This window comes from Bacterioplanoides sp., assembly GCF_965219715.1.
Lineage (GTDB): Bacteria > Pseudomonadota > Gammaproteobacteria > Pseudomonadales > Oceanobacteraceae > Bacterioplanoides.
On record NZ_OZ244785.1, the window covers coordinates 912,575 to 933,126 of the forward strand.

The following is a 20,552-nucleotide window of genomic DNA, read 5'->3' on the forward strand; positions in this document are numbered from 1 at the left end:
CAGCGTCATGAACTGCAGTGTGTCGGCGGATGTCATTAGATGAGGGATGAAGCGATGAGCTTGTATTCAGAATATTTAGAAGAAATTGAGGTTCGTAAAAAGGACCTGGGTCTGAACCCAAAACCAATCGACAGTGCAGAACTGCTGTCTGAAATCATTGCCCAGATCAAAGACACTGGCAATGCAGAGCGCGAAGCTTCTCTGAACTTCTTCATCTACAACACTCTGCCAGGTACAACTCCTGCTGCTGGTGTTAAAGCTAAGTTCCTGAAAGACATCGTTACCGGTGCAGAAACGGTTGCTGAAATCTCTCCAGAGTTCGCTTTAGAGCAACTGTCTCACATGAAAGGTGGTCCTTCTGTTGAAGCACTGCTGGACATCGCTCTGTCTGACGACGCTAACAACGCTGCTGCTGGTGAAGTTCTGAAGTCTCAGGTATTCCTGTACGACGCAGACACCAAGCGCTTAGCTGATGCTTTCAAAGCAGGCAACGCCATTGCTAAAGACATTCTGGAAAGCTACTCAAAAGCTGAGTTCTTCACCAAGCTGGACGATATCCCAGAGCAAATTAAAGTTATCACCTACATCGCTGCTGAAGGTGATATCTCTACTGACTTACTGTCTCCAGGTAACCAGTCTCACTCCCGTGCTGACCGTGAACTGCACGGCCAGTGCATGATCACTCCAGAAGCACAGCAAGAAATTAAGAAGATGGGTGAAGACAACCCAGACGCTAAAGTAATGCTGATCGCTGAGAAAGGCACCATGGGTGTTGGTTCTTCCCGTATGTCTGGTGTTAACAACGTTGCACTGTGGGCTGGTGAGAAGACTTCTCCATACATTCCTTTCATCAACAACCGTCCGGTCGTTGCTGGTACTAACGGTATCGCACCTATCTTCCTGACCACTGTTGGTGTAACTGGCGGTATCGGTCTGGACCTGAAAAACTGGGTTAAGAAAACCGACGCTAACGGCGAAATCGTACGTGACGCAAACGGCGATCCAGTACTGGAAGAAGCATACTCTGTTGCTACCGGTACCGTTCTGACCATCGACACTAAAGCTAAGAAACTGTTAGACAGCGAAGGCAATGTACTGTCTGACGTGAGCGACGCTTTCACTCCACAAAAAGTGGAATTCATGAAAGCTGGCGGTTCTTACGCAGTAACTTTCGGTAAGAAGATCCAGACTTTCGCTGCTGAAACTCTGGGCGTTGAAGCACCAGTTGTTTACGCTGCTTCTAAAGAAATCTCCAACGAAGGCCAGGGCCTGACTGCAGTTGAGAAGATCTTCAACCGCAACGCTGTTGGTGTTACTTCTAAGACTCCTCTGCACACAGGTTCTGACGTTCGCGTTAAAGTGAACATCGTTGGTTCTCAGGACACTACTGGTCCTATGACTTGTCAGGAACTGGAAGCTATGGCTGCTTCTACTATCTCTCCTGATGTTGATGGTGCATTCCAGTCTGGTTGTCACACAGCTTCTGTATGGGACAACAAAGCTAAGGCTAACACGCCTAAGCTGATGGCGTTCATGAACGCATTCGGTGTAATCACTGCACGTGACCCGAAAGGCGTTTACCACTCCATGACTGACGTAATCCACAAAGTACTGAACGACATTACTGTTGACGATCGCGCGATCATCATCGGTGGTGACTCTCACACCCGTATGTCTAAAGGTGTAGCGTTCGGTGCTGACTCCGGTACTGTTGCAATCGCACTGGCAACTGGTGAAGCAGCAATGCCAATCCCAGAGTCTGTGAAGGTAACCTTCAAAGGCAACATGAAGCCACACATGGACTTCCGTGACATCGTACACGCGACTCAAGCGCAAATGCTGAAGAAGTTCTCTGGCGAAAACGTCTTCCAGGGTCGTGTGATCGAAGTACAAATCGGTACTCTGCTGGCTGACCAAGCCTTCACCTTCACCGACTGGACTGCAGAAATGAAAGCGAAAGCTTCTATCTGTATTTCTACCGATGAAACTCTGATCAAGTCTCTGGAACTGGCTAAGTCCCGTATCCAGATCATGATCAACAAAGGTATGGAAAACGAAGCTGGCATGCTGCAAGGTCTGATCGACCTGGCTGACAAGCGTATCGCTGAAGTTAAATCTGGCGAAGCACCTGCTCTGGCTCCAGACGACAACGCTAAGTACTACGCAGAAGTTGAAGTTGACCTGGACGCAATCGACGAGCCAATGATTGCTGACCCAGACGTAAACAACGAAGACGTATCTAAGCGTTACACTCACGACGTGATCCGTCCGACTTCTTACTACGATGGCCGTAAAGTTGACCTGGGCTTCGTTGGTTCTTGTATGGTTCACAAAGGTGACATGCAAATCATCGCTGCGATGCTGCGTAACCTGGAGAAGAACGGTCCTATCACGTTCAACGCACCACTGGTTGTTGCACCACCAACGTACAACATCGTTGACGAACTGAAAGCAGAAGGCGATTGGGACATCCTGTCTAAATACGCTGGCTTCACTTTCGACGATGACAACCCGAAAGAAGCTGCACGTACTTCCTACGAGAACATCCTGTACTTAGAGCGTCCTGGATGTAACCTGTGTATGGGTAACCAGGAAAAAGCTGAAGCTGGTGACACTGTTCTGGCTACTTCTACTCGTCTGTTCCAAGGCCGTGTTGTAGAAGACAGCGCTGAGAAGAAAGGTGAGTCTCTGTTAGGCTCTACTCCAATGGTTGTCCTGTCTACTATCCTGGGTCGTTTCCCGACTCTGGAAGAGTACAAAGCAGCAGTTGAAGGTATCAACCTGACTTCTTTCGCTCCACCGTCTGAAGACCTGGCTCGTCCAGCTATCCCTCTGAAAGCTGTTTAAGTTTTAGAGGTTATTAGCCCACTGCCCTGCTGTTTACTACAAACGCGCAGAAAGTGGGCTAAGCTCAGATATAACGGTTGGGTTTTGAGGTTCTGAAAAGAACGTGTTCAGACGCACAAAAGATCAATGACGACAGAGTGGATTTAGGCCTCAGCCTATGTAGCTCACTGAACTGATCGGCTTCTACTGAAAACAAAACCTGATCGAATAAAAAAACCGGCACTCGAAAGAGGAGCCGGTTTTTTTGTTTCTAACACACCTCCCGAACCTCCATTCTCAACACTACGAAAGATAATAATTTACTCATCATAAGAATAATGGAAGAATGGATAATGTTATCAAGAAAGGTCCTACCATCTTAGGACATAACACTAACGGCTCTACTCTTTGTTAAAACGATGAGAACAAAACATGAGTGACATTTGGGAAATTGATAAACTTCTGATCTTCATAGCCTTTGTTATTCCCGGCTTCATATCAATTAAGGCTTACGAACTAACATTCCCACCTTCGGCAGTTAGTGCCAGCTCCAAAATAGTAGATGCCATAACTTACAGCTGCATTAACTATGCAATTTTATTGTGGCCGATCATTGCAATTGACACAGCAGAGTTCCAAACAGCACACCCTGATTTAAGGCTATTCTTTTACACCCTCATATTATTTGTATGCCCAGTGATCTGGGTAGCAATCTGGAAAAAACTTAGATATTCGAATTGGTTTCAGGAGAATGCCCCACATCCGACATCTAAGCCTTGGGATTTCGTTTTCTCTCAAAGAAAAGAATACTGGATGATCATAACTTTGAAAAATGGTAAAGAGATCGGTGGGAAGTATTCTGGTAACTCTTTTGTCTCTAGCTCACCAGCCGAAGAACAAATATATATTGAAGAAGTATGGCTTTTAAATAATAAACGGGGCTTTGAAAGACCTGTTGAACGCTCATCCGGAGCAATTATTCTAAGCAGTGAAATATCAACAGTTGAATTAATTGAAATGTAAACAGGAGAAGACATGAGTAAAAAAGTAGCAAAAGGGTATTCACCCTCGATCTCAGCAACCAACGGGTATAAACCTAAAAGTTCAAGCTCCTCTGAAACTTATGGTTATACCCCATCAAAAACCACATCAAGCTCTTCAACAGCTAAACCGCCTAAATCTCAATAAATACAAGGACAATGTAATGGCAAACCAAAAAACAAATGTTCCATTCAAAAAAGGTTATAGGCCTTCAGGTTCGGGTCAAGATGGATACTCTCCATCTCCACAAGAAAACAGCCCTCTGTCCGGATACTCTCCTACAATTAAAAATGAAAATGCTCCAAAGCCAAAACCTCCAAAATCACAATAAACCCAATTGTCGAAGAGCCTATGACGACAAAGGAATCATAGGTTCTTTGATTTTTTTAATCAAAGTATCTACTGCTCGACAATAATTATCTTAAAGTTACATACGAAGTTTCAAATAAAGAGTTCTGCAGCATTTAGGGCCTAACTTCGAAAAATCAGATACCATTGAGTATCACAATAATATTGAGATATTGGCTGATAAGCCTTTCTTTGCAGCTTAACTGTTAGCCTATACTGAGCGTCACAAGTAACAAAACACTGCTATTAGTCACTTGATCCACTTTCGATAGTTGATTCGCTAAATCCTCCATACTAAAAGAAAGACTTACTCTCCTTTCCGAATAACCTTCGCATATGGCTCTCCCTCATCACTGTAATACAGCCACATCACCCCAATGGCGACAGCAACCACAAGACTCAAGAAACCAGCCAAAGCATTACCACCTGGCAAATAATGACAAGCAAGAATAAGAAGAGCTTCAATCACCAGCGCAATACCAAGATATCTCCGGCATGAACCAAGGTTTTGCTTCAGAGCCGTTCCAAGGGGAAACAGAGCCAGTGAAAACAGAACCCCACCCACACCGATGAGAATAAACACTAAATCGTTGTTGGAGCCGTCATAGTTAAGGAGAGCGGCACATAGAAACAGCGGCATCACAATCACGTTTCCGCGCGCTCCTGCACCCCAAATCCTTGGCACTTTCGAATAGCCGTTAAACACGCTCCAGCGGGCATGCTTTGCATCCCAATGTGTAAGCTTGGCCATCCACCAGGGCATAGATAGGAAAACGGCAAAAATCAGAATGATAAAACCAACGACGCTAACCAAAGACCTTCCCTTCTGTTTTCCAATCACATCAGCAGACTAATTGGCGTCACTGAGCGTTTTAATGAAGATCCATTCTACGCTAGTTAAAACAGACAATGAGCCGCAAATACCAAATTTGCGGCTCACCACCCTCACAAGCTGAAAGCCACCATCCCCATATTGACCGCCACAAACAACAAAAACACCGCCATCAGCCGATTAATCCACTTCAGATAACTGGCCTGATAAATCCTGCGCCCCAACAGGCGCCCAAAACCGTAATACAGTGACGGCGCTCCCAACCCAAGAAACGCCAAGCCAACGCTCCAGACAACCAAAGAACCACCAGTGATGCCCGCCGCTGGGAACTGCACCGTCGCCAGCGGTAAGGCGACCGAAAACCCTTTGGGGTTGAGAATCTGCATCAGCACACCATCGGCAAACGCCAGTGGGCGTACCTTCTCATCCCCCTGCCCTGATACATCCGAACGAAAGATCTTATAACTCAGCCAAACGATATACGCCGTACCTAATGCCGCCGTACATTGCAGCAAGGTATCGCTGATCAGCTGCGCACCAACAAAAGAAACCGCCAGGAACAAAATGGTCATGCCGGTCGACACACCAACAAAGAAGCCAAGCATGCCGCTCTGCTTCTGAATACCGCTGTTAAGAGCAATAAAATTGACGGGACCGGGTGTGTACATCACACCAACGGCATACAAAATGATTTCCAGCATAAGGATGACGACTCAACAAACCTGCGACTTAGCAAGGCAAAATGGTAGGAAAGCCGGACTTGGAAAAATAGAACAAAGTTGCGGAATACTGCTCACCAAAGAACATGGGGAGCAGACTATAGCAACGGGCCGGAGAATACGGCCCTAAGATTAAGCCCTTAAGGTGACGGGCCTAAACCGACGGTCCAAATTGACAGGCTTAAGACGAACAACTGTAGTGCGACACCCCACCAGCATGGAAATATTCAGCCGGTTTCTGGCGATAAAATTTCGCTTCTATTTCCGGCGTTTGCTCATCATAAGGATGAGTTAACACCTGCTGCAGCTCTTTCACCAGATCGTAATTACCACGTCCATCAGAACAAGACTGCATCGCCTGCTGATAAGCCGGAACCACCAGCCATTCACGCCAGGTGTATTTCGGATTGGTTTGTTTCATTTTCGCAGCAACAAACGCTTCTTTCTGATTATCCAGCACCGCATTGCGCCATTGCTCCAGCCAGCTTTGCCATTTTTGCTCCAGCTGCGAATCACGGGACTCAGAGATATTTAAATAAAAAGTTTCTTTTAGCGATTCAATGCTGGTTGGCACCGATGATAATTCGCGGAAGAAACGTGTGTAGTCAGCTTCCGACTGATGCATCAGCGACAATAACTGAGTCGTCAGTGCTTCGTCGTAGCTATCAAGCCCAAGCTTGGCCGCCCACATATTTTGAATGGCAATACGCTGTTCTTTTTCAAAACCCCGGCGAACGTCATCCAGTCGCTGTATGTAGCCATCTTCTCCCTCACTTTCCAGCAGAGTTCGTACCGACTTCCAGAACATATGGAAGTTAGCTTCCGCCGCTGCAGGCTGATTAAAGAAGGAGAAATGTTCACCACCGCCGGTCCAGGGCTGGAATTGCGGATCAAACTGCTCGCAAAAACCAAACGGGCCGTAATCCAGAGTGTAACCACCCGCCGGGCAGTTATCGCTATTAAAGTTGCCCTGACAAAAACCGACCCGAATCCAGTTGGCTACCAACGCCGTTAAGCGACCACGGAAACATTCCGCCAGCTTAATCACCTGATCCGGGAAGGATAACGCCGCATCAATATCATCTTTATATTCACGCTCAATCAGATGCTGAACAATTAATTTCAGCTCGTCCGTCGCATGATCATATTCTTTATTACGGGTCCGGCGAGCAAATAACTCCACCTGACCAACCCGTAAAAACGACGGTGCCACACGGGTCGAAATCGCAACCGGATTCTCCACCAGAATATCCGGTTCATAGGTTTGGGATTGTTCGGAATACCACGGACGAGTCACCGTTTCTGCGGTCGAAGTAAACAAAGTCAGTGAACGCGAGGTTGGAATGCCTAACGCGTGCATATGCTCCTGGGCCAAAAATTCGCGCACACTGGAACGTAATACCGCACGACCATCGGCACCACGACAATACGGTGTACGACCACCACCTTTTAATTGCATCTCCCAGCGCTTGCCGTTAAATACCCCTTCAAAAATCGACATCGCCCGGCCATCGCCATAACCATTGCCGTTACGGAAAGGACACTGCTGGGTGTATTCGGTGCCATAAATCGACAAGGCATAACCGGTGGCCCAACCATACGGGCGCATCGGTGACGTGCCCTTCTCCATCACGCTCTCCAATACAGGAGAAATATCAGCGGAAAATACTTTGGCAAATGCTTTGTCTTGAACCAGAGAATCATCCAGGCCCAACTCAGCGAATAATGTAGAGCTATGAGCGATATATTGCGGCGCAGCAATCGGCGTAGGAATCACCGGCACATAATGCCCGGAAAAAACCTGTCGTGGTTGATGCTCAACCCCATCCTGACGTGCTTGCGGATCGATATTCAGATTTTCCAGCAGCGAATAGTCCGCTGTTTTACTGAACTCAGCAAAACTGGTGATCAGTTTTTCATCGGAAGCATGGGAGGAAGACGACATGGAAAACAGGCCTGAAAATAAATACGAATAATCAGTTTACCCGGCCCGGCTTTTGAAAGACACACAGATGCCCGCCAGCTGACACTGCCTTACGTATAGCAGCGCATCGGGGCTAAAAGATAAGCAAAATACCCTTAAAATTATTTGGGAATTGCGGTTAAAAATCTTCGGTTAACAACAAGCGTTGATTTTTATAGGTCACCACACCGTTATCACGCAGCTGCTGATACGCCTGCTTAATTTTTTGGTACAACTCTTTAGCCTGCGGGTGGGCTTTTACGACGGCAATTGGCCAACCATCCAGCTTCTCCAGGGTACGACTCCAGATTTTATGACCTTCGAGATTAACTTTGCGCACGTCTTTCTGGAATGGATCATCGAGGGTGATGATGTAATCCACCCGCCCCAGCAGCAATAGCCGAATGGCCTGCTCTACACTGTTGGTGGTGATGGTGCGGTATTTTTCCTGCTGCAAAGCATCGGCGTAACCACCCAAAGGAAAACCACGTTTGATGGCAATACGTTTGCCTTCCAGCGGTTCCAGAGTATCAACCGGCTCAGCATTCAGGCCATAAATCCGTAATTCAATAGACGTTTGGGGAATCGGAAACAGAAACCGATCATCGGTTTCGGCATTAGCGCCGTACGCCACAATGGCGACGTTATCGGGTAACAGCAGACGATGAATTCGCGCATAAGGCACACTTTCCATTTCCACCTGCAGGCCAGCCTGCTGATACAAACGCCGTGACAAACGTGCGTGTAATCCGGAAACCTGTTTATCGGCTCCTTCCCAATACGGAGGGAAATACAAGGTGTAATGCGCCAGAGAGGCTGCCGCAGCGGGTTCCTGAGCGTATAGCGGTAACTGCATGGCAATCGCCAGAAGCAATATCATCCGTTTTATTACCTGCATCACCGTCACCAACTACCATTCCAGACTGGTTATGCAGTGTAACGAATTGTCCGGATTGCGGACAAGCACTCACACAACCCGCCTTGTCTTTAATCAATCACCGAGGAAACAACCCGATTACGCCCGGCTTCTTTGGCCCGGTATAAATTTTCATCGGCGGCCTTCAGCAGAGCTTCCGCGCCGTGCACAGTATCCGGAACGATACTGCAGCAACCCAGGCTGGCAGTAACCGTTAATACCTGACGCTGCCAGCTTGCCTGACGCGAGGCCACAGCGGTACGAATACGCTCGGCAATTTCTGCCGCCTGCCCGGCATCGGTATTCACCAGTAACACGCAAAATTCTTCACCGCCGTAACGGCACACCAGATCGCCTTCGCCACGCACTTCTGCAGTGATGGTTTCAGCAACTTTGCGCAACACCAGGTCTCCGGCCTGATGGCCATGCTGATCATTAAAGGCTTTAAAATGGTCGACATCGATCATAAGCAATGACAACCACTTGTTACCAATGCAGGCTTTCTGGAATTCACTTGCCAGCTGAGTATCGAAGAAACGCCGGTTTTTAACCCCGGTTAGAGAATCGGTTACCGACACCTCTTTTAAGCGCACATTCAGTTGCTCCAATGCTTCGGTGCGTTCTTTTACTTTCTGATCCAGTTCGATATTGGCCTGAACCTGTAATTCCAGCATGCGGTTCTGGGTTACCAAATGCGCTTTACGCTCGGAGTTAATACGGTCGGCAAGACTGAGCGCCAGTAACAACACTTCAAAAATGGCACCCACTTCGATGGCGTGTTCGGTAAAGCTGTTGATCGGCATCCAACCCAGTTTCTGTGACACGTAGACCACATAGCCCATCATCAGCGTTGCCCAGGCGGTCAGAAAGATTACCACCTCCCGGCTGTTGCGCTGGATAAGCACCGCCACCGAGACATACAACATAATAAATACCGTGGCGACGGCCACGATGCTGGTCGTTTTAACCACAAACCCGTACGGCAGCATAAAGGCGCCAATCATACCCATTACCCCCAGCCATGAGAGTGTCGCCATGATGCGGTAAAGGATGGGATTGTTATCGATCAAACGTAAGAAACTGCAGCCGAACAATGGCGCAGTCAGCAACACCGCATTCATAAATAGCAGCACACTGACCTGATGAAATTCTGTGCTGCCGGGCCACAGGTACTGATAAGCCAGACCATCCATACTGGCCATCAAAAAGATAAACGACCCAAGGTACAGGATGTAATACAGATAACTCTGATCCCGCACCATCAGATAGAGGATGCCGTTGTAAATAAACATCGAAATCAGGACGGCATAAAAAAATAATCAGGAAGATTTTTTCCGTCAGATGGGTTTTCCAGAAATCGGCTTTACTACGCAGCGACATCGGTGCCTGCACCGAACTGCTGGTTTGCAGCTCAACGTACAGCCAATATTGCTGTCGGGGTTTTAGCTGAAACGGAAACAGGAAGTTGGGATAGGCCTCGGGTCGCAGATCAAACGGTTGGCGATCACCACTGTTGTACTGCTGAATAACCCGCTGATTCTGCACCAGGTAAACGGTCAGATGATCAAGTAACGGATAGCCAACTTCCAGCAGCCAGTTTTCATCTGCGCCGTCTGGTGTGCGTATCGGATAACGAAACCAGTAATAACCCAGATCGAAACCAAAGTTGGCATCCTGCGCCGCAATACTCCGCCAGCGGTGTTCAGACATCGAATGAGCTTGCTGTTGTGCAGAGTCAGATTGGCGATCCTCTCTATCAACCCCATCACCTTCATCAAGCCCCTCAACCTCAGCCAGTGTCAGCTGACGATCACTGCGCAGGTACTCAATCGTCTCCGGCACCAGGTTGCCGGGGTTTAAATCAGGATCCGTTACGAACTGATCATGGCTGTGGCCAGATACCGCCAGCAGACATAACCAGAAGAAGAGTAATAGCCGGAATGGGTTCCGCACGTTCAGAATTACCTCAGTCAGGCAACGGAGCAGATACCGACCGAATGCCGGATTGCCGTTGCTGAATACGTATAGGGTAATTTTAAGATACGCAGTGGTCTCTCGCCAGCCGACGACTCATTTGATATCAATTCCCATTATCAACAATTTATAGTACTTTAGCCGCCGTTTGAGCAGGCAACCTCCGAGTCTCCGTCTATGCCGTTAGAGGCCTTTAAAGCACTGTATCTGGTTTCGATTACCCTGGGCGGGTTTATCATCGTCTCGCTACTGGCTCCGGCACGTCGCCAGTTCCCGGGGTCAAAAATTCTGGCTGCTTTGTTGGCCGCCGTATTGGTATTTCCACTGCACTCCTATGTGCAGGCGGCGACCTTTGCCGTGCCCTGGCCGATTACTCTTTCGACGCACTGTTTTATTCTGCTCTACGGCCCGTTTATTTATTTTATGTTGAAGCTGGTGAGCAAGCGGCCAATGGCCATGCGTTCGATGCTCGTACACTTTATTCCGTTTGTGATTACCCTGAGCCTGGTACTAGCGGATGTCGATTACCCGCAAAAACTGCTGGTTATACTCGCCGCACTGCAGATTGTTGGTTATTTGCTGTTTAACTTAGTCACGGCGTTTAAACACCGTTCATTACTTACCACAGTGGTACTTCATTATCGTAACTCCGGCTTTTATTGGCTGCTGCATATCATGCTGGCGGCTACTTGTTATGCCCTGCTCGATATCGTGCTGCTGATGATTCAGCTGTGGTATCAACCGCTGATTAACGATCAGTGGCGCGCTGCCGTTGCCCTGATTTCCCTGTATCTGGTTGCCATCGCTGGTTTCTACGCGTATCGGCCGATGTGGTTTCCGGAACCAAAAGATGTTGATGCGCAATTACCCGTATCGGTATCAGCCGGTGATTCATCATTCGGCTCAACAACCTCGACTCAACAACCGATGGCAGACAGCAATGCCGCAGGCAACACCAAGTCCGCCAAAGCTATCGAGTTCAAAAACAATACTGAGCACGAACTAACCGATCACAGAGAACTGAGCGACACGCTGGCCAGTGCATTAAAGCAACAACTTATCACACTGGTGGAGCAGCAACGTCCACACCTGAAAAATGATTTGTCACTGACAGAGCTGGCTACCCAGCTCGAGATTACTGCCAGTCAATTATCTGAACTGCTGAATCAGCATATGGGAGTGAGCTTCTACAACTGGCTTAACCAGTTGCGCTATGACGAAGCACAGCGATTATTACTTGATCAGGATTGCCAGCAATCAATTATTGATATCGCCTATCTGGCCGGCTTCAACAACAAAAATACCTTTTACCGGGTGTTTAAACAGCAATCCGGTTTAACCCCGAATCAGTTTCGCCAACAACAGCGTAATTCCCTGTCGCCATGCAGCTTACAGCCAGAGTGACCTGGTCATTCTGAAGCAGATTGACTCATTATTGCGCCTCTTGGGCTAGGCTGGCGGCCGCCGTTATCGCAGCACCAGATGATTATCTTTTTGTGCTGTCGCACGCTCCATCAACGGCACTTTGAATCACTTCCGACAGTTGGCTGTTGAGCCAGCTGGCGGAAGGTAAACAGCCGCTTGTTTTCACAGGGACTCCAATGACACGCCATCGAGTTTTATCAAATCATCTGATTTCTGCCACTTTAAGCCTGGCCTTGTTTCCACTCTTTTTGCCCGCCTTAACACCCGCATTGGCGCAGGCAGAATCTTCCGACAGCACCACCCTGGATACCATTGAAGTGGTGGGAACACCACTGAGCCGCTATTACGTGCGTGAATCCCAGGGAGCGACCCGAACCACCACAGATATTATGAATATTCCGCGCTCGGTGACGCTGATTCCGGAGCAGGTCATCATCGACCAGCAAGCTACCGAGCTGGCGGACATACTGCGTAATGTCAGCAGCACCTCCGAAGGCGACGGTAATGGCAACGTTAAGGATGATTTTGGCTTACGTGGTTTTAAGTCTGCCACCACCTACCGCGACGGTGTTCGGGTGATTACCAGTAAAACCTCAACCGCTAACATCGAAGCACTGGAAGTGATAAAAGGTCCGGCATCGGTTCTTTATGGTGCGGTGCAACCCGGCGGCATCGTGAATATTGTGACGAAAAAGCCCCAGGCGAGTCCTTATCATTTGCTCAACACCACGCTGGATAATAAGGGCAAACGCTATCTGTTGGCCGACTCAACCAACAGTATCAATGACGATCAGTCGCTGCTGTATCGGATGGTCGCCAGTTACGAAGATTCTGAAACTTTCCGGGATGAAAGCGACATTAAGCGAACCTTACTGTCACCTTCGCTGCGCTGGCACATCAACAATCAATCGTATCTGAACATCAATTACGAATATCAAAAAGACAAAGGCTCGGTTGATCACGGCCTGGTGGGAACCTTTAGGGACAATAATCCGGACAACCCGGTAATCGTTCCGAATGTACCGATCAGTCGCGATTATGGTGAGGCGTTTGAATTCAACCGGAGCGAAATTTCCACGCTGACGCTGGATTACGACCTGACCTTCGCTAACGACTGGCACCTCACGGCGAAGCTGATGACTCAGGACAGCGACAACAAAAGTCTCGAAACCAATGTGCTGGGCACCATCCATGGTTATAAAACCTATTTCGACGACAAACTCGCCGGTGATTTTTCCCGATTAAAAGCACTCGGTTTACCGGAAGCACCCGATGGCACAGTATTACGACGGGTGATGGGCAGTCGCGGAGACCAGGATAATGACCACCTGAATTTGTCGCTGGATAAACATTTTGACACCGGTTTTATTCGCCACCATGCCTTGGTAGGAATTGACTTCCATGATCAGAAATCCTTCTCAACCCTGAGTACCGGTGATCATCAGGGTGCCCAGTTACAGCGAGATGTGCTGGCCATTCTGCAGGCAGTGGAACAAGGTGACCTGGCCAAAGCATCACAATTAACCGCAGCCATTCCGACCAACTATTACGGCTACACCCTGTACCAGCCAGTTCGCGGTAAACTCTCCTCTGCCACTGCGAATAAAGACTTTGACTACACCACCGAATCTGAGCATCTGGCGGTTTATTTTCAGGATCAGCTGAGTATTGGCGATAGGCTGAAGTTACTGTTGGGAGCACGTTACGACGATTTCGACACGCGCATGAATAATGTTCGCTTTGATGAACAACAAAGCACAAAAGGTAAATTCAGTGACCAGCAATGGACCTACCAGGCAGGCGCATTATGCAAGCTGTTCAACCAGGCCTCGTTATACGCCAGCTACAGCGAGTCGTTTACCCCACAATCGTTATTTAACGTATTAAACGCTAGTAAAGGGGAAACCAAAACCGACCTGTTAACACCGGAAGAAGGCAAACAATACGAAGTCGGAAGCAAGTTCAGCTGGTTTAACGATAAGTTGACCATGACCGTCTCCTACTTCGATATCGAAAAGAAAAACATCCTTGCATACGTCACCACAGAAGGCGCTGGACTGGAGGCAGTATTGCTCGGAAAACAAACCTCAAAAGGCTTCGAAGTAGACACCACGGCGCAACTATCAGAAGGCGTCAATTTACTCGCCAGCTTCTCGGATCTCGATATAAAAATTGATGACCCGGGTCGGGCAACCGGAGTCGCCCAGGGTAATAAGCCGAGTAATGTTGCAGATACCAGTGCCAGCTTGTGGCTCAGCTACGAACCGAAAAATTCCAGCTGGGGCAATTGGGGGGTTGGTGCAGGTACCTTCTATGTCGGCGATCGTTATGGCACCAACCGCAATACCTGGAAGCTGGATGGCTACACCACCTCCGATGTATCCGCCTGGTACTACATACCCGCGGGTGATGGTCAGTTAAAAATGCAATTCGGAGTACAGAACCTGGCGGATGAGCGTTATTTTATTGCCAGTGGAGCACGTAAAGAACGCATTAAAGCCGGCAGCCCACGTACCTTTAGTTTGTCGTTGAGTTATCTCGCTTTCTGATATCAAGACGCTCAATCGGCACTATAAATTAACGCAACGCCGCGGATATCACCGTGGCGTTGCCCATTATTCAATGGCTTAAATTTATTTCTCACCAGGAAAGTGCCAATGTTTCTCAAACGGCACACTGCGGCGCCAGATAACACCGCCATAGGGGCCTTTCTTCGGATAATGCTCAAACCGGACTTCCAGTGAGCTGGTATAAGAACGACTTTTATTATCCTGTTCCAGATTGCTGCGGCTTAGTCCAATACGGATACGCGCCAGGCTAAACCCCTCTTCAGCTCTGACTGAAGCGACGGACCAGTAACGATGGTTGGGCATCATAAAGACTTTAATATCGGATGCCGGGATGTCCGGATGATCGTAGGTGTAACTGACGTCCATCAACAGAGAATCTTCAGACTCTGATACCACACGAATTTCATTAACCTTAATGGTCTGGGGTCGTCGTGGCGCACCGGCAGAGCTGTATAACACTTTGCCGCTGGCATCGGATTTCGATACTTCGGGTTTCGGTAAATTAAAGGTATTCAATTCGCGTACGGTGACGGCTTTTTCCTGCTGTCCGGCACGGCATTCGGAGTCCTGAAATACCACCTTCCCAGACGCCAGCTTACATTGAAAGATCTGGCCATGACTGATGCTGCTAAACGCCAGTGTTAATGCAATGGCGGCTGTGTTGGTAACTCTTGTTATTATTTTCACAGTTATTATCCCGACAACGATTACTCTGATCATATCGGCTTACGGCAACATTGGCGAATATGCTAACCTCCCGGCCCCAACGCCTGAAAAATAACAAAGACCATGGATTCAGCGAACTCACCCAGCAGTAACGTTATTCACCTGAAGCGCCCGGTATTATTCGGTGATTGTGACCCGGAAGGTATTGTCTACACACCGCGCTTTGCCTTCTTTGCGGTAGAAGCCATTCACGATGCACTGGCAATCTGGCTGGATGATGGCAGTGGTAAATACCACAAACACGGTGGCGGCCTACGGCGGTTGATGGGCTACGATATTTTGCCGCCAGCACGGGCATTTAATCTCGAGTTTTTACACCCGGTAACCTGGGACGAAGTGCTGGATATTCGCGTCAGCGTTGCTAATGTCAGCGACCGATCTTTTACTTTCCATATTGAAGGCTGGTTGGAACAAAGCCGCTTAACGAAGGCGAAAAACGTGCAGATATTCAGTGCTGATTTAACTCAGGTCTGCGCAGATCCAAAGACAGTAAAAAGCATGCCAATTCCGGCAGAACTGAAGAGTATTTTGCAGCGTTTAATAGCTGAGTAATAATAAAAAACAGCATCCGAAGATGCTGTTTTTTTCAGGGCTAACTATTCAACTCAAATCAGAACCTGGCGCATATTAAAATTCTAACCGGGCAGAAATATAGCTGGTTCGTGGCTCACCAACATTAACGCGGAAAGCGTTAATTGAAGCCGGGTAATATTCCTTATCGGTGAGGTTTTTAATACCCGCCTGCAAACGGATACGGGTATTATCACTGACGGAAACGTAATACCAGGCAGCGGCATCCCACAAGGTATACGATGGCAAGGTAAAGCGATTTTCATCATCTCCCTCACGCTCATCAACGTATTCAGCTCCAAGGCCAATCCCCAGGCCCGCATAATTGCCAGACTGAAATTCGTAGGAACCCCAAGCACGTGCTTTATTCTGTGGCACACTTTTCGGCGTATTGCCTTCATTATCGCTCTGATCATCTTCGACAATCTCGGCATTTAGGTGAGTCATGCTCGCTAATACATTTAACCCCGGAATAAACTGCATGGTGGCAGTTAATTCAATACCTTCACTTTTTTCTTTACCGTTCAAACGGCTCTGGAAGTTATTATCAACAGTTAATACATTTTCACGTTCCAGCTGATAAACAGAACCAACAATACGTAATTTATCGTCCATAAACGACGACTTAAAGCCCAGTTCATACTGTGCGGCTTCCTCAGGATCAAGATTTTCTTTCGCTAATCCTGAGGTAGTGACATCGGGATAGTTAGGAATAAAAGACTCGGCATAGGAGGCATACAGAGAAATATTACCCGTCAGCTGATGCAGAACACCGATTTGCCCTGAGATATTGTCATTCGAACTTTTGATCTTACGCTTTTCGGTTTTAGCCAACTCAACGTAAGTGCCGGCCTGAGGGCCTGCGGAGAAATAGATATCGGCTTCACTATCGAGTTCAAATTTGTCGTAACGCAAGCCCAACAACAGGGTCATTTCATCCGTGAGATACGTCAGATTCTGGACGGAAATACCGTATTCAGTATGTGTTTCAAGTTCGTCATTGAGTACCTGCTGCGGACGCTTAGTATAAGACGGTCGGACTGGATCATAGATATTAAGAATATCCAGTACCGGTGCATAAATCGGAATTGGTGCTCCTAATGCCCGGCTAATATCCTGTAAGGCAAAACCATTACTCTTATCCAGTTCACGTTGGGTGTAGTTAACCCCAACAAACAAGCGGTTGTCGATACCGGCCACCCGGAAGTCACCACTGAGGCTGTTGGCCAGATAAATATCACTTTCGCTGACGTCGATATTGGTATCGGCACTGCGCGCTAATAAACCATTAGCCTGGATCGAGCTGGTATTACGTAAACCAATCACTTCCAGTAAATTGGACGGTACACCGTTTAAACCAAAAGCCGGACGTGCCTGATAATCATCGTATTCTTTGTCGGAGTAACTCAGTTTTAAACGATTGATCCAGCCATTACGAAACTCGTGATCAAATCCCAGCGACGCTCGCTTTTCAATGCTTTCACGTGTGCTGTATTCACTGCCTAAACGACGCTCAACAGGAATATCAGCAATTTTAATCTTGCCAGCACCATCATCAATAGCGACAGTTCCACGATCAATCGGCACGGTCTTATCACTGTAATCCAGGCTGAAGGTCAGCGTATTAAAACTGTCCGGTGTGTAGCTTATGGAAGGAGCAATGGTAAGATTTTCTGTGCTTGCTTTGGTTGTACCATCCTGAGTTTTCACTTCACGAAACGAGTCAGAATCCTCATGTGCGACGATAAAGCGGTATTGCACCTCATCGCTGATGCCCCCGGTACTGTCAGCCATCAGTTTCTGGCGTCCCTGATTGTCCACCATCACCTGCAGTGTTTGGGCACTTTGTGGTTCAGGCTGCTTGCGAACAATATTAATTAAGCCACCCGGACTTACCTGACCGTGTAATACCGACGCCGGACCACTGATCACTTCTACCCGATCAATTAATTCCACATCAATACGGCTCTCCGGACTGACCGGACTGCCATCGATAAATATATGACTGTTGTCCATACCACGGATAAATACTTCATCCTGAGCACCGCCAAAACCATCTGAGCGGCTGACGCTGACGGCATTAATCAATACATCCGTCAGCCGTTCAGAGTTCTGATCGAGGATAAGTTGTTCAGGTAAAACCTGCACGGAACGAGGCAAACCATCAACGTCAGTTTCAAAACCCGTTGCGGAATTCGCACGGTCAAATTCGTAACGGCTTAATAGTGTGCCGCGGACTTTAACGTCATCCAACTGGTATTCCACTTGCTTAAGGGGTTGCAGGGTATAACTGCCGTCAGCTTGTTGTACGGCCATCAGACCTGTACCGTCCAGCAACTTTTTAAAGGCGCCTGCCAGGGTAAATTTCCCGGTTAATGCGGTGCTGGTTTTATCTGAGGTCAACTGTGGCGAATAGGACAATAAAATACCTGCCTGCTGACCCAGCTGGTTTAATGCATTCTCAAGCGAACCGGCCGCAATATTGAATTCCAGCGTGTTATTCGCCACGGCTTTTTCAGATACAGTATCAGCCAGAACATTAGGCGAGATAACAACACCTCCCAGTGCCGTCAGCAACATACTTTTAGCAACAGCGAGGGCGAGTTTTGATTTCACCGCAGATGGTGAACGAGATGCTGCGGTAGTAAATTTTTGAGCCATGAATATCAAATCCTCAAGGGTTACTTCCATGGAAAATAGTGAAGAATACGACTTCCTTTATTCTCTATGTCCCGTGAGAATTCAAAACAGACCACTTTTTTTGAAAAAATATTTTTTTGTTCAGGCTGGCTGTGCGGTAACAAAATATCGCGTCAGATACTGCATTTTTACCGGCAACACATTTTCCAGAGCAGCAAGAATACGGTCAGTATCTTCGAGCGGATAACTGCCGGATACTTTCAGGTCGGCTATTTGTGGCGCACATCTGAGTGTTCCGCGGCGATAGCGACTGACTTCAGCGAGGAAATCCTCCAATCGCATACTGCTGGCCACCAACATGCCTCGGCGCCAGGCCAGGCTGCTTGGCTCAAACTCAGATCGCCGCAATAGCTGATCACTCTGTAAAACCAGCTGATCTCCCGCCTCAGCAGTAGCCATGAGCTCTTTCTTCGAAGTGGCACCTGAATGAGGGATAGAAAATACTTCTACTCTGCCAGCCATAACACTGAGACGACATTGCTTATTGTGCTGATAAAGTGAAAATTCAGCCTTATGACTGCGAATTAAGCAATCCAGTGACTGAGCAGTGACGCTCAGCTCGGCTGATGACGCCTGCCCAGCAGACAGTAATATTTCACCGTCGATCAGGTGTACGCCTGGGGGCTGCCCTGCCTCCTGTTTCAGGTTAACGGCAGAGTCAGTATTAAGGGTCAAAGTATGACCAGCAAACGTTAGTGTTTTTTGTTGACCAACCGAGGTGCGGTGATCGGCACTCCAGGCCTGCCAGGGAAGTTGCTCCGTTGCCAACCAACCTCCGGAGCCACAAAACAGCAACCACGTCAGCGCCTTAACGGAATCACGCCGCGATATCGCTTTATCCTGTAATATGGCATCGCGCATCATGGGATGACCACTGAGCTGGCTGAGGTCAGAAAACTGATTATTCATCTGTTGGATATGACGCCAGGCTTTTGCATTATCCGGGTGCTGCTGACACCAGTCTGCCACCTGCTGGCGAACCGTATCCGGATTGTCACCGGTTTGCAGTTCGACCAGATATTCCACCGCCTGCATCGCTACAGCTTCAGCGATATCCGGCGGGCAGGATATATCACGATTCATGATTCATCGTTACCAATGGCGAAATAACATTGGGCAGTAGCACGTACCAGATGACGTTTTACGCTGGTAACTGAAATATTCAGCTTTCTGGCAATCTCTGCCTGCTTTAAACCATCAAGTTGTGCATAGAGGAATGCCTGCTTAACCACTACCGGCAATCCATCCAGTAAACGGTCAATGTGATACAGAGTTTCAAACAGAATTGCCCGCTCTTCTTCGGACGGCGCAAAGCTTTCCGGTGTCTGGGCCAGAGCCTGCAGATAAGCCTGCTCCAGCTGTTCACGCCGCCAATGATTAGCCAATACACGTTTGGCAACCGCGGTCAGAAAAGCCCTCGGTTCTTGCAGGGACAAGTATTGTTGTTTCTTCAGCAGACGAACAAAGGTGTCCTGACTCAGGTCTGCGGCCTGCTGCCGACACCCCAACCTGTTGCCCAGCCAAGACAATAACCACGGCTGATGATCACTGTACAATTGCTGTAGCTGCTGATTAACGGCCGATACGGCAGAATCAGAGCCGGATAAATCAGCTGACGACATAATCCCCTCTTATCATGCTAACGGCTTAATAAATACGAATGGTTCGCATTATAGGGATTTGGTGACGGGGTTCAACAGGCTTTACCAAAGCCTCTTACCTGTCTGCGGTAACAAGCAAACGAACGCCTTGCGAGACGTCTCTGGGTTAAGGCCCCATCCAGTTATCTTTCCAGCTACGGATTTTTGCTTTTTTCAGTGCCTGTTCATCTTCAGAATGAATTGCTTCTGGCGATGAAAATCCTGTCTGATTAGCGGATAGTAAAACCGATAAAAATGCCATCAGAATAAAAAATACAAGTGCTTTCATTTCGACCTCCGGG

General features: G+C 48.1%; 17 protein-coding genes and 1 pseudogene. 7 read left to right on the forward strand and 11 right to left on the reverse strand.

The window, feature by feature from the left end:
- The first annotated feature begins 54 nt into the window (after positions 1 to 54).
- The 4 genes from ACOQOZ_RS04735 to ACOQOZ_RS04750 all read left to right on the forward strand — a co-directional run bounded on the left by ACOQOZ_RS04735 (position 55) and on the right by ACOQOZ_RS04750 (position 4,198).
- Complete coding sequence (locus tag ACOQOZ_RS04735; protein ID WP_420591126.1) at positions 55 to 2,847, forward strand: bifunctional aconitate hydratase 2/2-methylisocitrate dehydratase; 2,793 nt, start codon at positions 55 to 57, stop codon at positions 2,845 to 2,847.
- A 411-nt stretch (positions 2,848 to 3,258) separates the two neighbouring features.
- Positions 3,259 to 3,849: a DUF6338 family protein gene (locus ACOQOZ_RS04740; protein ID WP_420591127.1), complete on the forward strand. Its 591-nt coding sequence runs from the start codon at positions 3,259 to 3,261 to the stop codon at positions 3,847 to 3,849.
- A gap of 12 nt (positions 3,850 to 3,861) precedes the next feature.
- The gene (locus tag ACOQOZ_RS04745) at positions 3,862 to 4,014 is read left to right on the forward strand and encodes a hypothetical protein (RefSeq protein WP_420591128.1); all 153 of its coding nucleotides are present in this window, start codon (positions 3,862 to 3,864) and stop codon (positions 4,012 to 4,014) included.
- A 16-nt stretch (positions 4,015 to 4,030) separates the two neighbouring features.
- Positions 4,031 to 4,198: a hypothetical protein gene (locus ACOQOZ_RS04750; protein ID WP_420591129.1), complete on the forward strand. Its 168-nt coding sequence runs from the start codon at positions 4,031 to 4,033 to the stop codon at positions 4,196 to 4,198.
- Positions 4,199 to 4,522: 324 nt separating this feature from the next.
- Here the strand turns inward: ACOQOZ_RS04750 and ACOQOZ_RS04755 are convergent, their stop codons facing one another.
- From ACOQOZ_RS04755 to ACOQOZ_RS04780, 6 genes and pseudogenes are all read right to left on the reverse strand, one after another.
- A complete protein-coding gene (locus ACOQOZ_RS04755; RefSeq protein WP_420591130.1) occupies positions 4,523 to 5,029 on the reverse strand; it encodes a hypothetical protein in 507 nt (168 codons plus the stop codon).
- A 131-nt stretch (positions 5,030 to 5,160) separates the two neighbouring features.
- A complete protein-coding gene (locus tag ACOQOZ_RS04760) occupies positions 5,161 to 5,748 on the reverse strand; it encodes a LysE family translocator (protein ID WP_420591131.1) in 588 nt (195 codons plus the stop codon).
- Between the two features lie 199 nt (positions 5,749 to 5,947).
- Positions 5,948 to 7,711 carry a protein adenylyltransferase SelO gene (locus ACOQOZ_RS04765; protein ID WP_420591132.1) on the reverse strand — a complete coding sequence of 588 codons (1,764 nt, stop codon included), beginning with the start codon at positions 7,709 to 7,711 and terminating at the stop codon, positions 5,948 to 5,950.
- Between the two features lie 157 nt (positions 7,712 to 7,868).
- A complete protein-coding gene (locus tag ACOQOZ_RS04770) occupies positions 7,869 to 8,609 on the reverse strand; it encodes a substrate-binding periplasmic protein (RefSeq protein ID WP_420591133.1) in 741 nt (246 codons plus the stop codon).
- 107 nt (positions 8,610 to 8,716) lie between these two features.
- Complete coding sequence (locus tag ACOQOZ_RS04775) at positions 8,717 to 9,937, reverse strand: diguanylate cyclase (RefSeq protein WP_420591134.1); 1,221 nt, start codon at positions 9,935 to 9,937, stop codon at positions 8,717 to 8,719.
- An 88-nt stretch (positions 9,938 to 10,025) separates the two neighbouring features.
- A pseudogene (locus tag ACOQOZ_RS04780) lies at positions 10,026 to 10,598 on the reverse strand (7TM-DISM domain-containing protein); the annotation flags it as partial.
- A gap of 198 nt (positions 10,599 to 10,796) precedes the next feature.
- Here ACOQOZ_RS04780 and ACOQOZ_RS04785 point away from each other — a divergent pair.
- The gene (locus ACOQOZ_RS04785; RefSeq protein WP_420591135.1) at positions 10,797 to 12,023 is read left to right on the forward strand and encodes a helix-turn-helix transcriptional regulator; all 1,227 of its coding nucleotides are present in this window, start codon (positions 10,797 to 10,799) and stop codon (positions 12,021 to 12,023) included.
- A 197-nt stretch (positions 12,024 to 12,220) separates the two neighbouring features.
- Positions 12,221 to 14,593 (forward strand): TonB-dependent siderophore receptor, encoded by a 2,373-nt coding sequence (locus ACOQOZ_RS04790; protein WP_420591136.1) that lies wholly within the window; start codon positions 12,221 to 12,223, stop codon positions 14,591 to 14,593.
- A gap of 84 nt (positions 14,594 to 14,677) precedes the next feature.
- Here the strand turns inward: ACOQOZ_RS04790 and ACOQOZ_RS04795 are convergent, their stop codons facing one another.
- The gene (locus ACOQOZ_RS04795) at positions 14,678 to 15,301 is read right to left on the reverse strand and encodes a DUF4124 domain-containing protein (RefSeq protein ID WP_420591137.1); all 624 of its coding nucleotides are present in this window, start codon (positions 15,299 to 15,301) and stop codon (positions 14,678 to 14,680) included.
- A gap of 102 nt (positions 15,302 to 15,403) precedes the next feature.
- Here ACOQOZ_RS04795 and ACOQOZ_RS04800 point away from each other — a divergent pair, with 102 nt between their 5' ends.
- The gene (locus ACOQOZ_RS04800; RefSeq protein ID WP_420591138.1) at positions 15,404 to 15,892 is read left to right on the forward strand and encodes an acyl-CoA thioesterase; all 489 of its coding nucleotides are present in this window, start codon (positions 15,404 to 15,406) and stop codon (positions 15,890 to 15,892) included.
- Between the two features lie 75 nt (positions 15,893 to 15,967).
- On the opposite strand, the gene ACOQOZ_RS04805 is transcribed toward ACOQOZ_RS04800, so the two are convergent.
- The 4 genes from ACOQOZ_RS04805 to ACOQOZ_RS04820 all read right to left on the reverse strand — a co-directional run bounded on the left by ACOQOZ_RS04805 (position 15,968) and on the right by ACOQOZ_RS04820 (position 20,539).
- Positions 15,968 to 18,571 carry a TonB-dependent siderophore receptor gene (locus tag ACOQOZ_RS04805; protein ID WP_420591139.1) on the reverse strand — a complete coding sequence of 868 codons (2,604 nt, stop codon included), beginning with the start codon at positions 18,569 to 18,571 and terminating at the stop codon, positions 15,968 to 15,970.
- 120 nt (positions 18,572 to 18,691) lie between these two features.
- Entirely contained in the window at positions 18,692 to 19,693 is a 1,002-nt protein-coding gene (locus ACOQOZ_RS04810; RefSeq protein ID WP_420591140.1) for a DUF4880 domain-containing protein, read from the reverse strand.
- Positions 19,690 to 20,232, reverse strand: a complete 543-nt coding sequence (locus tag ACOQOZ_RS04815) for a sigma-70 family RNA polymerase sigma factor (RefSeq protein ID WP_420591141.1) — start codon at positions 20,230 to 20,232, stop codon at positions 19,690 to 19,692. Before ACOQOZ_RS04815 ends, ACOQOZ_RS04810 begins: the two co-directional genes overlap by 4 nt.
- Before the next feature lie 145 nt (positions 20,233 to 20,377).
- Complete coding sequence (locus ACOQOZ_RS04820) at positions 20,378 to 20,539, reverse strand: hypothetical protein (RefSeq protein ID WP_420591142.1); 162 nt, start codon at positions 20,537 to 20,539, stop codon at positions 20,378 to 20,380.
- Between the last annotated feature and the right edge of the window lie 13 nt (positions 20,540 to 20,552).